Source organism: Fictibacillus sp. 26RED30, from assembly GCF_015903845.1.
GTDB lineage: Bacteria > Bacillota > Bacilli > Bacillales > Fictibacillaceae > Fictibacillus > Fictibacillus phosphorivorans.
On the sequence record NZ_JACZDV010000001.1, the window covers coordinates 1,910,018 to 1,923,637 of the forward strand.

11 protein-coding genes are annotated in these 13,620 nt (G+C 38.8%); all 11 read right to left on the reverse strand.

Annotation, left to right across the window (positions count from 1 at the left end; translation table 11 throughout):
- Nucleotides 1–3 precede the first annotated feature (3 nt).
- On the reverse strand, nucleotides 4–1,356 hold the full coding sequence (gene murD / locus IHV11_RS09720) for a UDP-N-acetylmuramoyl-L-alanine--D-glutamate ligase (RefSeq protein ID WP_197194485.1): 1,353 nt from the start codon (nucleotides 1,354–1,356) through the stop codon (nucleotides 4–6).
- Nucleotides 1,357–2,331, reverse strand: a complete 975-nt coding sequence (mraY, locus tag IHV11_RS09725) for a phospho-N-acetylmuramoyl-pentapeptide-transferase (protein ID WP_197127651.1) — start codon at nucleotides 2,329–2,331, stop codon at nucleotides 1,357–1,359. It abuts the gene before it with no gap.
- Nucleotides 2,328–3,710, reverse strand: a complete 1,383-nt coding sequence (locus IHV11_RS09730; RefSeq protein WP_197127650.1) for a UDP-N-acetylmuramoyl-tripeptide--D-alanyl-D-alanine ligase — start codon at nucleotides 3,708–3,710, stop codon at nucleotides 2,328–2,330. The genes mraY and IHV11_RS09730 overlap by 4 nt, the downstream gene beginning before the upstream one ends.
- On the reverse strand, nucleotides 3,707–5,173 hold the full coding sequence (locus IHV11_RS09735; protein WP_197194486.1) for a UDP-N-acetylmuramoyl-L-alanyl-D-glutamate--2,6-diaminopimelate ligase: 1,467 nt from the start codon (nucleotides 5,171–5,173) through the stop codon (nucleotides 3,707–3,709). Before IHV11_RS09735 ends, IHV11_RS09730 begins: the two co-directional genes overlap by 4 nt.
- 228 nt (nucleotides 5,174–5,401) lie before the next feature.
- Entirely contained in the window at nucleotides 5,402–7,336 is a 1,935-nt protein-coding gene (locus tag IHV11_RS09740) for a stage V sporulation protein D (RefSeq protein WP_197194487.1), read from the reverse strand.
- A gap of 63 nt (nucleotides 7,337–7,399) precedes the next feature.
- Complete coding sequence (locus IHV11_RS09745; RefSeq protein ID WP_197194488.1) at nucleotides 7,400–9,619, reverse strand: penicillin-binding protein; 2,220 nt, start codon at nucleotides 9,617–9,619, stop codon at nucleotides 7,400–7,402.
- Nucleotides 9,620–9,634: 15 nt separating this feature from the next.
- Nucleotides 9,635–9,994 (reverse strand): cell division protein FtsL, encoded by a 360-nt coding sequence (gene ftsL / locus IHV11_RS09750; RefSeq protein WP_197127646.1) that lies wholly within the window; start codon nucleotides 9,992–9,994, stop codon nucleotides 9,635–9,637.
- 14 nt (nucleotides 9,995–10,008) lie between these two features.
- Entirely contained in the window at nucleotides 10,009–10,941 is a 933-nt protein-coding gene (gene rsmH, locus IHV11_RS09755) for a 16S rRNA (cytosine(1402)-N(4))-methyltransferase RsmH (protein ID WP_197194489.1), read from the reverse strand.
- 31 nt (nucleotides 10,942–10,972) lie between these two features.
- Complete coding sequence (gene mraZ, locus IHV11_RS09760; protein WP_066393436.1) at nucleotides 10,973–11,404, reverse strand: division/cell wall cluster transcriptional repressor MraZ; 432 nt, start codon at nucleotides 11,402–11,404, stop codon at nucleotides 10,973–10,975.
- 128 nt (nucleotides 11,405–11,532) lie between these two features.
- Entirely contained in the window at nucleotides 11,533–13,155 is a 1,623-nt protein-coding gene (gene bshC / locus IHV11_RS09765; RefSeq protein ID WP_197194490.1) for a bacillithiol biosynthesis cysteine-adding enzyme BshC, read from the reverse strand.
- 80 nt (nucleotides 13,156–13,235) lie between these two features.
- The gene (locus tag IHV11_RS09770) at nucleotides 13,236–13,619 is read right to left on the reverse strand and encodes a DUF3397 domain-containing protein (protein WP_197127643.1); all 384 of its coding nucleotides are present in this window, start codon (nucleotides 13,617–13,619) and stop codon (nucleotides 13,236–13,238) included.
- Between the last annotated feature and the right edge of the window lies 1 nt (nucleotide 13,620).

Consider the following 13,620-nt stretch of genomic DNA (forward strand, 5'->3'; position numbering starts at 1 on the left):
ACCTTATTTAAGTTTATGCACAGAGTTGATAAACATGTCCCCTCTTTGTTCAAATGTCTTATATTGATCCCAGCTTGCACAAGCAGGAGACAATAATATAACATCCTCTTCAGCAGATAAACTGTACGCAAGGGGAACAGCATCTTCCACATTATCAGCACGTTTTATCGTTTCTATTCCTGCCTGTTTTGCTGTTTCAGCTAGTTTGTCAGCTGTTTGACCAAAAGTAACGATTGCTTTTACATTTTTTAGTGACGGTAGCAGATCATCAAAAGAATTACCACGATCAAGTCCACCTGCTAGTAAGATTACAGGTTGTTCAAATGCAGACAACGCTGCATTCGTCGCTAATATATTGGTGGCTTTTGAGTCGTTGTAAAAACGTCTGCCGTTAAACTCACCTACATACTGCAAACGGTGTTTAACCCCAGGAAACGTAGTTAGAACCTGATGAATTTGTCTTAAAGTTGCACCCGCTAATAACGATGCGGCTACAGCTGCCATAATGTTTGAGAGATTGTGATTACCTGGTAACACGATTTCACTCAACATAATAACTTTTCGCTCTTGAAAATAAAGCGCACCTTCTTCAACATAAACGCCGCTCTCAATTTTTTTCGTCACAGAAAAAGGAATATGTTGAGCCTTGGAATCTTTCATTAAACGTGTGACACGTTCATCATCTGCGTTATAGATCACATAATCAGAGGAATCTTGATTCTCAGTGATCTTAGCTTTTGCTTTTCCATATTCATCAAGAGAACCGTGGTAATCTAAATGTGCTTCGAATAAGTTCAGAAAAACAGCGATCTGTGGTTTAAATCGCTCTGTTCCCATCAACTGAAAGCTAGAAAGTTCCGCTACTAGTATATCGTTCTCAGTAGACTCCGCAGCAACTTCGGAGAATACAGTGCCTATATTCCCGGCTACGATTGGTGTCTTATCACTGTTTTTCAACATATCACCAATAAGGGTAGTGGTTGTTGTCTTTCCGTTTGATCCTGTAATCGCAATAATCGATGCGTCTGAGATCATACCTGCTATTTCCACTTCTGTATAAACAGGAATGTTTCGTTTTACCGCTTCTTCAATCAAAGGATTTTGATAAGGAATTCCTGGATTCTTAACAATGAAATCTAACTGGTCGTCTAATAATGCCAACGGATGATCTCCGCAAACTACTTTAATCCCAAGTTTCTCAAGTTTTTCTGCTTCCACATTTCCTTCTCTAGGACTCTTGTCGTTCACCGTTAATTTGGCCCCAAACGAATGAAGCAGTTTTGCACCAGCAAAACCGCTCTTGGCTAATCCTACGATTAATATCTTCTTGTTTTTAAAAAATGTAGTGTCTTTCATTTATACCCACACCTCTAAATAAATTCCTAATGCTGCAAATACCAATCCTACAAGCCAAAACGTAACAACGATACGCCATTCACTCCAGCCGGATAGTTCGTAATGATGATGAAGCGGACTCATTTTAAAGACACGCTTACGAGTTAGTTTAAATGAGGCTACTTGAATCATTACAGAAAGCGTTTCGATTACAAACACACCACCAATAATAACAAGTAAGATCTCAAGCTTCGTTAGTATCGCAACGGCACTAATCGCGCCTCCTAGCGCGAGTGAGCCTGTGTCTCCCATAAATACTTTTGCAGGGTGTGCATTAAAAACTAAAAAGCCAAGTACAGCACCAACCACAGCCACACAGAAAATGGCAGCTTCAAATTGAAGAATGGTAGAAGATAACACGGCAAATGCACCAAAAGCTATAGCAGCTGTTCCTGCCAACAATCCATCTAATCCGTCCGTAAGGTTTACTGCATTAGAAGCTCCGATTAACATGAATACCACCAAAACAGGATAAAACCATCCTAAATCAAATGAAAAATCTGTTCCGGGAACTGAAATTTCAGTCGAGAAATCAATGGCTCTTAAACCAAAGAAGAAAAGAGCTGCAATAATCAATTGACCTACTAACTTCTGTTTCGATGTTAAACCGAGATTTCGTTTCTTAACAACTTTAATAAAATCATCTAAAAATCCAATAAGTCCGTATCCTAAAGTGACAAGGATAAGTAAATGGGTTTCTGCTGTAACTGCAAAAAACTTCGCAGTCATCGCATATGTTGCAATAACAAGGGCTAAGACAATTACGATCCCGCCCATAGTAGGTGTACCTTGCTTTTTTTGGTGAGATTTTGGACCTTCATCACGTATGCTCTGCCCAAATTTTAATCTTCTTAAAAACGGGATAAAAAAGGGTGAACTTAATACCGCGATTAAGAAGGATGCAACTAATGTAAATAATAAGACTTGCTCAATCATTTTTTCGACTCCTGTTCTTTCTCTACAAATTTCGAGACAAGGGTTTCTAATACCATCCCTCTTGATGCTTTAAAAAGAATAGCAGTGTCTTTTGATAATAAACTAGCTATTGGTTCTTCCGCTTCTTCTTTTGTTAGACATTGAATAACCTCAAGGTCTTTACGTTTTTGTTTTTTTAGTTCATCTGCAATCCAAGCACCTTTTTGCCCCACACATATCACATGAGAGATCGTATCATCCACATGCTTAGCCATGTTTCGGTGCATCTCTTCCTCATTTGAGCCTAATTCATACATATCTCCAAGAACCGCGACTTTTTGAGAATAATCCTTCAGGTCAGCAAGTGTCTCTAGAGCAGCAATCATACTAGTTGGACTAGCATTATAGGCATCATTGATAAGTAGTGTATCCTTCTTGCCGCTTTTCATTTCAAGACGCATGGATGTAACTTTAAGGCTCTCAAGTCCTTCTAATATTTTATTTTCTTCTATATTCAAGTAATGCCCTACAGCTATGGCATATGCAGCATTTTTTATGTTATGACGTCCTAGCATTGGTATCCGATACACAGTTGTACCTTCTTCTAAAGTAAACGTTACGCCATGTACATCTGTCTTAAGGTTAGATAACTTCAGTGTATTTGAATCACCGAAACCGACTTGTAACACGTTCTCACCTTTGACATGTGAAAGAAGCGGTTCATCTCCATCGATGATAAACAGCCCGCCTTGTTTTAATCCATCTGCAATCTCATGTTTTGCTTTAGCGATTCCTTCACGACTACCAAGTTGTTCAAGATGGCTTTCACCGATATTCGTGATAACAGCAACATCTGGCTCTGCGATCTTACTTAAAAGAGAGATCTCTCCATAATCACTCATACCCATTTCCAGGATTAGTACTTCAGTATTTTCTTCCATCGCAAGAATGGTTAGAGGCATTCCAATATGATTGTTGTAATTTCCTTGTGTTTTAAATGTCTTAAAGTTTGCTGACGAAACACTTTCTATCATATCTTTTGTCGTTGTTTTTCCGTTACTGCCCGTTACAGCTACAACGACAGGGTTGATTTTCTTCAAGTAATATTTTGATATTTCCTGTAAAAACTTCACAGTGTCTGTTGTGTATAGAATCGGAAAATCTTCTGGCAATCCTTCAGGAAGATCTTTTCCTTCCTGCCAGATTGTAGCTGTGCATCCTTGTTGAATCGCATTAAGCAAAAAATCATGTCCATCAAAGCGCTCGCCGGCTATCGGTAGATATAGAGCATTCTCGCTTTTAAGTCTTGTATCTTTTGAAACACCTTCTAATATAAGGTTCTCATACTTTCCACTCGCACGATCTGCTAATGAGACCAGTTCTTTAAAATCTAATTTCATTTTTTCACCGCCTTAATTGCTTCCCTTGCTACGACTCTATCATCAAACTCTAATATGTCTTTACCAATGATCTGATATGTTTCGTGACCTTTACCGGCTATAAGTATAACATCGTTTGCACTAGCATGTTCAACCGCATGTTCTATTGCTTTTTTTCGGTCAGGGATGGTCACATAATTCCCACCATCCACACCCTCTTCCATATCTTTTAAGATTTGAAGAGGATCTTCTGTTCTCGGATTATCACTTGTGAAGATAGCATGATCAGCTAAGTTTGCTGCAATTCCTGCCATAAGTGGGCGCTTCGTCTTATCACGGTCACCGCCACACCCAACGATCGCTGTTATTTTCCCTGTAGCAAATTCTTTAATGGTTCGTAACACATTTTCTAAACTGTCAGGTGTATGTGCGTAATCAACGATCACAGTAAAATCTTGACCTGCTAGTACGGGTTCAAATCTGCCTGAAACTCCAGATACTTCTTTTAAACTTATAAGAATTTGATCCAAATCTAATCCAGACAACAAACACGCCGTTGTTGCTGCAAGCACATTATAGACGGAGAACTTTCCTATAAGCTTCAATGTAACTTCTCTTGTACCAATAGGTGTATGGAGAGTAAACGTAGTGCCTTGTGATCCAATCATAATATTGGTTGCTCGAACGTCACTGTCGTTGTCGATCCCATAAGAAACAACCTGTGCGGAAGTAACTCTCTCAAACATTCTTGAAGCTGGATCATCATTATTAAGTACAGCTACTTTACGATCTGTTCTGCTATAAGTGTTGCCCATTTGTGAAAATAGAAGACTCTTTGCAAACTGGTATTCTTCCATATTTTTATGGTAGTCCAAATGATCTTGTGTCAGATTTGTAAAAACAGCAATATCAAAGTCACATCCCCAAACTCTTCCTTGAACAAGGGCATGCGAAGAGACCTCCATAACAGCTGCTTCTACTTTTTCTTTGGTCATCTGATAAAAAGCATTCTGCAAAAATAATGAATCAGGTGTAGTATTTGCTACTTTAAAGCTTTGATCTTTTATTTTCATTTCAATCGTACCGATCATTCCAGTGCTTTTCCCAGCATCTCGTAAAACTTTTTCAATGAGATGTGAAGTTGTCGTCTTACCATTCGTACCAGTTATTCCGATCAAATGAAGTTTTTGTGAAGGGTGTCCATAAAAGGCATCCGCTAAAACCGATAGTGCTTTTTTTGTGTTTTTCACTTTTATAACAGGAATGTTAACATCGATATCTTTCTCTGCTAATATAGCAGCAGCTCCGTTATTTGCCACTGTTTGGGCAAAATCATGGCCATCAAACAAAAGTCCTTCCATACAAACAAAAAGGCAGCCTTTCCCAGCTTTCCTGGAATCCATTTCAATGGAGGTAATTTCAGGATTGGCTTGGATATCCATTTCATAGTTCACTAAATATGTAAGCAGTTCTTTTAATTCCATTAATCCTGATCTCTCCTCTAATCATCGTTAAGCCTATATTATAAAAAAAGTGTTGTTATCGCATATGCTGTTGCTCATAGAAAGGGTCTCTTAACCGTGTTATCTTCTTTGGCTTTGAATGAGTACGCTAAAAGTATCATCTTTCTATAAAAGAGCTGTTTATATGCATCTTTAAAGAAAATAAGCCAAGGCAAGATTCCGCGCTTGGCTATGTGTACATTCTTTATTTTAATCTTCCACTTCTTTTTTGTCACCCAAAAATAAACGTATCGTCTTGCCAGCTTCTAGCTTTACGCCAGCTTTAGGAGCTTGCTGTACGATATAATTCCCTTTTCCGGAAGTTTCTATCTTGAGATTATACAACAAATTTGTTAACTCTTTTGTTTGTTTACCTACTAAATCTGGAACGACTACTTCAGGAGCATCGAGCCATGTCTTTTCTTTTTCGATCTGATCTTTTTGCTTTTTGACACCCATGGCAGAAAGACTGTCTTCAATAATATTTCCTACGATTGGTGCTGCCACAATTCCACCAAACTGAAGGGTTTCTTTTGGATTATCTATAGCCACATAAACAACGATCTCTGGATTATTGGCAGGAGCCATGCCGATAAAGGAGACAATATGGTTGTTCTTTAAATAGACACCGCCTTCAGCCTTCTGAGCAGTCCCCGTTTTTCCTCCGACACGATAACCATCTACGAATGCATTCTTCCCAGTCCCTTGAGCTACAACACTTTCAAGTGCTCGCCTTACTTCTTTAGACGTTTCTTCAGAGATCACTTTTCTTTTGAGTTTTGGAGTCTGCTTACTAACTACTTTTCCAGTGATAGGGTCAACTAATTCTTTAGCTATATATGGTTCGTACAAATAGCCTCCGTTTACGGCCGCAGACACAGCAGCTACTTGCTGAATCGGAGTCACAGAAACACCTTGTCCGAACGCGGTTGTTGCAAGTTCAAGTGGACCAACACGATCTAAAGAGAATAAGATCCCTTTTCCTTCACCCGCCAAATCAACACCAGTCTTTTCTCCAAACCCAAAATCTTTTATATACTCAAAAAGTTTATCCTTTCCTAAACGTTGACCAAGGATAACGAAACCGGGGTTGCAAGAGTTTTGTACACCTTCTAAAAAGGTCTGACTGCCATGCCCTCCTGCTTTCCAGCATTTAAGCTTCCTCCCTGCAACTTCAATAGAGCCAGGGTCGTGAAAACGATCTTTATCTAGATCCACTTTATCTTCTTCAAGAGCAGCAGCAAGCGTAATGATCTTGAAGGTAGATCCTGGTTCATATTGAGCCCACACTGGCAGATTCCGATTGTATACTTCTGGTGATACACGCTTGTACTCTTCTGGATCAAAATCTGGCCGAGAGCTCATGCCAAGAATTTCTCCTGTATTCGGATTCATCGCAATGGCGATTGCGCCATCAGGGTCATAGGTGGCTTGTGCGATATCGAGCTCTCTTTCAATTATCGTTTGAACACGTGAATCTGTTGTTAACCTAAGGTCGTATCCATCTTTTGGTTTTTCATACTTGTCCGATAATGAAGGCATTCTGCGTCCTCGTGCATCTGAAAAGAAGGATATATGACCTTTTTCACCATTGAGCTGTTCGTCATAATAAAGTTCTAGACCCGTAAGCCCTTGACTGTCGATCCCAGCAAAACCTAATACATGAGATAGGTAAGATCCGTATGGATAATGCCTTTTGCTGTCTTCTGCAACAAAAACACCTGGCAGATTCAACGCTTCAACTTCTTTTGCTTTCGTATTGCTGATTTTTCTTCCTCCATTATCAATCCTAACGATGGAAGCTTTCTTAGTGAGTCGTTGATACACTTCTGTTTTTGATATATTTAACAGTGCTGCTAACTTTTCAGCTGTTTCATTTGGTTCTTTGATCTGTCTTGGAACGACAAAGACAGTAGGAGCACTAATATTTGTCGCGAGTACCACATCATTACGGTCTAAGATCTTTCCTCTTTTTGGTTCAAAGGGAATATCTCTGCTCCAAGAATCAAGCGCTTGATCTGTCAACATATCTCCAAGCACAAATTGAACGTAGCCTAGTCTTACAGAAATGACAAAAAAGAAAGCTATTCCAAAAACAAGAACAAAAATTAAGCGCCTGCGTACAGTTACATTCGAAACTCGCACACACAATACCTCCCTTGTATGTCTCGTTTCAAATATATGCTTGTACACAAGCGCCTAGAACATTTAGTCTGTTACCGGTAACTCTTCTTGAGCGTCTTCATTCGTAGATTCGGTTTCTTCACCGTTCTCTTGTTCTTCGGAATCCGTCTCTCTTCCTGTTACTTTTGGTGGTTCTAATTGAACAACAAAGAAATCTCCTTCTTTGACGGGGTTACCAGGTTTGATGCTTTGTTTTACTGCAAAACCGCTTCCTGTTATTGTTTCTTTCAACCCAAGAAGTTTACTAATCCTTAAAATATCCATGTAAGACCAGTCTTTTACATCAGGCATCTTGGCATCACCAGATGTTCTCAAGATGACTCTTTCACCTTTCATAACATAAGCCCCTTCATAAGGTTCCTGGTTTGTTATATCGTTACCTGAACCGATGACGGAAACTTGCATGCCTAGTTTTTCTAAGTCACTTTTTGCTTTCTCAGCAGACTGACCTGTGTAATCCGGTAATTCTTTACCATAAGATTTCTTTACTTTGGTAGACTTATCGTTGACTTTCGCTTCAGGCTGAATGTTTAAATATTGCAGCCCACTTTTCATAACACTTGTAAAAATATTCGCAACAGGTGTAGAACCCATCTCAGGGAACTCAACCTTTGGTCGCTCAACAGCCACATAAACTAGTAGTTTAGGGTCATCTTTAGGTGCCATACCTAAGAAAGAAAATACGTTTTCTCCCCAACCAGAGATATACTTGCCGTCTTTTCCTACGATCTGTGCTGTTCCTGTTTTTCCAGCTACACTATAACCGTCGATCATATAAGGCTTACCCGTTCCATCTGTTACTACTGTTTCTAAAATATCTCTTACTTGTTTTGATGTTTCTTCAGAGATCGGCTTACCTGCAACTTTCGGTTCATTTGATAGCACCGTCTTCTTCGTTTCCGGGTCCATGATCTTGTCGATCACGTATGGTCTCATCATCTTACCGCCATTCGCAATCGCTGTTGCCGCTTGAATCTGCTGAATTGGCGTAATCGTTGTTCCTTGCCCGAAAGCTGTTGTAACTTTCTCTATTTCATAGTTATAGAGAACTGATCCGCTCTTCTCATTCGGCAAATCAATATTCGTCTTTTGATCCAGACCAAATTTCGAGAGATAACTTCTATATTTCTCATAACCTAGCTTTTCACGTACAAGTTTAGAGAAGGCTACGTTAGAAGAGTTTTGAACCCCTTCGTTATAAGTAATGGGTCCCCATCCTCTTTTATTATGATCATAGATCGGTCTTCCGATGTTCGGAAGCTTATACGAACCAGATTGGAACACCTCGTTACCGTTATACTTACCTTCTTCAATAGCAGCTGCCAAAGTAAAGATCTTCATCGTTGATCCTGGTTCAAAAGGATAAGAAACAGCAAAGTTCGTATAGTTAGTAATATCCTTTTTGTTCGGATTAAAACTAGGTGAATTACTCATTGCAAGAATTCTTCCTGTTTTCGGATCAGCAACAATTGCGGTGATCTTTTCTGGTTTATATTTCTTAGCAGCTTCTTGCACCGCTTCATCTAAATAAAGTTGAATCTTCTCATCTAGCGTTAAATAAACATCCTGTCCGTGCTTTGGTGGCGTGATCGATTCTTTATTTGCTGGAATTGCTCGGCTGAATGCATCACCGACAAAGGAGATCTTGCCATCTTTTTCTTGTAAGTACTTATCTAACGACTTTTCAAGTCCCATCAGACCAGTCTGTACACCTTCTTCACCGTTTCCAGTGTACCCTAAAACATGAGCAGCGAAGCTTTGATTAGGATAATATCGTCTTGATTCTCTTATAAAATCCACACCAGGAATCTTCATCTTTTCGATCTGTTCTTTTTTACGATAAGAAACTTTTCTTCCAGAAGGAACTTCTACTTGGAACCTGCCTTCTTTACTCAAAAGTTCTTCTAGGTCATCCTTATCAGAATCTAGTACTTTTGATAGTTTTTCAGCAGCAGCTTCAGGATCTTTTATATGGTTTGGATACTTTTTATCAAGAATGGCAATTACGCTGTACGACGGAATATCTTGCGCAATCACTTCACCGTTCCGATCAAACATCGTTCCACGCTTCGCATCTAAAACATCGCTCTTCAACCATTTTCTTTTCCCGTATTCGATTAAGTCTACTCCTTCTGCAGATTGAGAAGAAGCCACTAGAAAGAATTTACTCGTTAATACAAAAAAGAGCAAGGTAAACACAACCATCAGAATACCCGCTCCAACGTTTTTTCTTATTAATTTCATAACAACACCTGCTTTTTAGTCCTGAACCACTTTTACGTTCTTATCGTCAAAGATGAACCCTTGTTTTTTTGCCAACTTCATGATGCGTTCTGGATTACTTAATTCTGTAACTTGAAGGTGATAATCTTCAACGATCTTCGTTTCTGCAGTTAGGTCCTTTTGAATACTCTCAACTTCAGCAGTTGCCTGATAAACAGACGCGTATAGAGAAATGAGCCAAATCAATCCGGCAATTAAGACGACCCCCATAGCTCCCCACAATACGACTTCACCTTTTGTAAATATTTTTCGGGATGGCTGCTGTACCGGCTTTGGGTTTCTTTCTGGCTGTAACTGTACTTGTTGTTTTTGAACTTGATAGGCTAAATTGCTCACTTTAGCTCTCCTCTCTATTTTTGTTTTTCAGCGACCCTCAATTTCGCTGAGCGTGATCTTCTGTTTTCTTCAAGCTCGTTGTCAGTTGGTACGATTGGTTTTCTTGTGATGAGTTTTAGTTCTGGTTTGTATTCTTCTGGTATAACCGGCAGTCCTGGAGGGAGTTCCGGACCTGTACTTGCTTTTTTAAGTATATTTTTACACGCACGATCTTCTAAAGAATGAAATGTGATAACTGCAATCCTGCCACCGACATCTAATAGTTCAATGGAATCTTGCAGTGCATCTTCAAAAGCGTTCAATTCATCATTTACAGCGATTCGAATGGCTTGAAATGTTCGTTTTGCAGGATGACCGCCTGTTCTTCTTGCAGGAGCAGGTATAGCATCCTTTATTATTTCGACAAGTTCTCCAGTTGTTTGAATCTCTTTTTTCTCACGAGCCGCTTCAATCTTTCTAGCGATCTGTTTAGCGAATTTTTCTTCGCCATATCTTGAGATAATCTTCATCAACTCATTGAACGTCCATTCATTCACAACTTCTTTTGCTGTAAGCTCACTTGTTTGATCCATTCGCATATCAAGTTCAGCATCATGTTGGTAGCTAAACCCTCTATCCGCTTCATCTAGTTGCGGAGATGAGACACCTAAGTCGAACAGGATACCATCCACTTTATGTATACCGCGTTTAGAAAGCTCTTCTTTAATATGACGGAAATTGCTGCGAATAATCGTATACTTTCCTTCATGTTCCTTTAGTACCTGACGGGCGTTTTCAATTGCTATGTCATCTTGATCAAATGCATATAGGTGGCCAGTTTCTAATTGAGACAGTATTAGCGCACTATGGCCTGCCCCACCTAGCGTACAATCAACATAAATTCCATCTGGTCTTACGTGTAAAGCATCTACTGATTCTTGTTTTAAAACGGTTATATGGTCAAACATGGAAAATTCCTCTCTGCTATAAACTTAAGGGTTATAAATCAAAGTCCATTAGACTTTCTGCAATTTCTCCAAATGAGTCTTCTGACTTTGAGAAGTATTCTTCCCAAATTGATTTACTCCAAATTTCAATTCTATTCGACACACCTATCACTACGCAATCCTTTTCTAGTTTTGCATAGTCTCTGAGCGGAGAAGCAATGTTTACTCTTCCCTGTTTATCTAACTGACATTCAGCAGCTCCAGAAAAGAAAAAACGAGTAAATGCACGTGCATCCTTTTTAGTAAATGGCAAACTCTTCAGCTTTTCTTCGATGACTTTCCACTCATTTAAAGGATATCCGAATACACATTGATCCAACCCGCGAGTTAAGATAAACTCTGTGCCTAGTTCTTCACGAAATTTGGAGGGGATGATCATACGTCCTTTTTCGTCGATGCTGTGTTGATACTCTCCCATGAACATATGATCACCCCACTTTCTCCCCTAAATCTACCACAACGCTCCACTTTTCACCACTACAAGTATTATTCGTGCACAAAAAAAAAAATCCTGCTGTAGCACAGGATTTTTTCTGAAATATTTTAACGTTTTTATAAGTAAACAATCTTATGTTTTCCGTTGAATTGATAAGGGTATTGTACAAGTTTGTTCACAAGTTCAGGACCTTCTTCATTTACAAATTGATAGATGTTCCAAATCCTTTCTTGCAAGATCACAGTAGGTTTTAATTGGAGCATGATCTCATCAAATTCAGCAAGAGGTTCTTTTACTTTTTTTCGAACGCGCTGTTCTAATTTATTCTCCATATAGTCGATCTCTGATAGAATTCTTTTCATATTTTGATCAGCGACGGGTAGAAGCTTTGAATCTATATCTTCTGCTAACTTTATCAACTTTTCATAAGAAGAAGTGAACTCTGCTTTTACGGATTGAACAGTCTCAAAAGTCTCGATGGGCCGGTTTAAAGCAAACCACTCGCGTTTATAACCATCCGTTCCATTCTCTAAAACTTGTTGCACCGTTAATTTCTTCGATAGGACCAATTTGTTTACTTGGTCGGTCACGAGAGTAAAAGATAGCCTCGGTGTCAATATCGGCATCAGTCTGTTGAATTGGTTGAAAACCTTTCCAAGGACAGCCCAGTATGCAATCTCACCAGGGCCAGCAACAAACGATAACACAGGCAAAAGAAACTCTTGCATCAACGGACGTGTCACAACATTATTTGAGAATTTTTCCGGGTGTTTAACCGCTTCTTCAAGAAGTTCTGATTCAGAGATCTTAAAGTCTTTCTCTTTAGAGGAAAAACCATTTTCATCACGATACAATAAAATCCGCTCTTGATTCTTCGTGTAAAATAGATGAGCATTGTTTTCTTGCACTTCTATTGGAGCTGAAAATCCACTTCTGCAAAGTTCTACCGTTCGATCATTAAAAGCATGATCAATCTCACTATTATGAACGATCATCTCTTTTAACATCGTCGATTGTAGTTTTTTAAACGAAGGATCTCCAGAGTCCAATACTATCAACCCTTCTTCAGAAAACCATTTGGAAAGAAGTTTTGCAAAAAATGTAACGATAGAATCTGATTCGTTCAAGATACGCTCAGTCTCTGCGAGTAAATCACTTGTGTAAGCTGTTTCACCAAAAGAATGAAATACTTCCTTCAACCATGGCTGAACTTCATCTCTATTCCATTCCCAAAGAGAGGCTGAAGATTTCACGCTGCTTGCTGACTTTAAGGATATCTTTTTTGCAGTATTATTCTTAGGAACTATAATATGATTGATCTCATCCATATCATGATCTTCACCTGCTATCCAAAAAATTGGAACAACAGGAACATTTAATTCTTTTTGAGCTTCTTTAGCTAGTTGAATGGTACTGATGCACTTATAGATGACTAAAAGCGGTCCAGTAAGAAGTCCTGCTTGTTGTCCACCAACGACAGCTAAACTTTCATCTGCATTCAGCTTTTGTATATTTTTAATTGTTTTGGCCGAAGATCCTATCTTTTGATTATAAGAAGTCAGATAATCCGTAAGACCCTTTCTAGGAAACGAATAACGCTTCAATTCCTGTTGTCTCTTTGCCCATTCATGTTTATCATAAGGTGATTTATAATCAAAAAAACGGACAACATCCTTATCTCCGTTGGAGTACCCTTCTAAAAAAGGCGATGTATGAAGCTGCAGTTCCTCCAGTCTCATTTATGAACTTCCTTTCTACGTATCAATTACATCCTTAACGAGTATAGCAAAGAACGAATAGAGAACATAAAAAATATGCTCTAAATGTCCAAAATACGTGAAATGACTCCATATGTCATCAATGAAAAGTAACCGATTGACAAAACAAGGAACTGTAATCGCCAATTTAACCTAAGTATCTTTCTGATAGACAGATCTAATTCATTTTTCCAAATCACATATGTAAAAAGTAAACAGCCTGATAAAAATAACAATAAAAGAATCCAATAATAAGATTGTCCCCAGATTTCAACAGTCATTCTTTCGATAGCAAAAAACAAAAAAAACGTTGTACAATCAACACCCGCCTTAAAGGCTTTTCTTCTTTTCTTCGTGAGCTTTAACATACTTTTATTGACAAGAAAAAAAACGATATAAGGCACGGTTATTAATGTAGCAATAATCGCACCTACAACACTAGCCAAT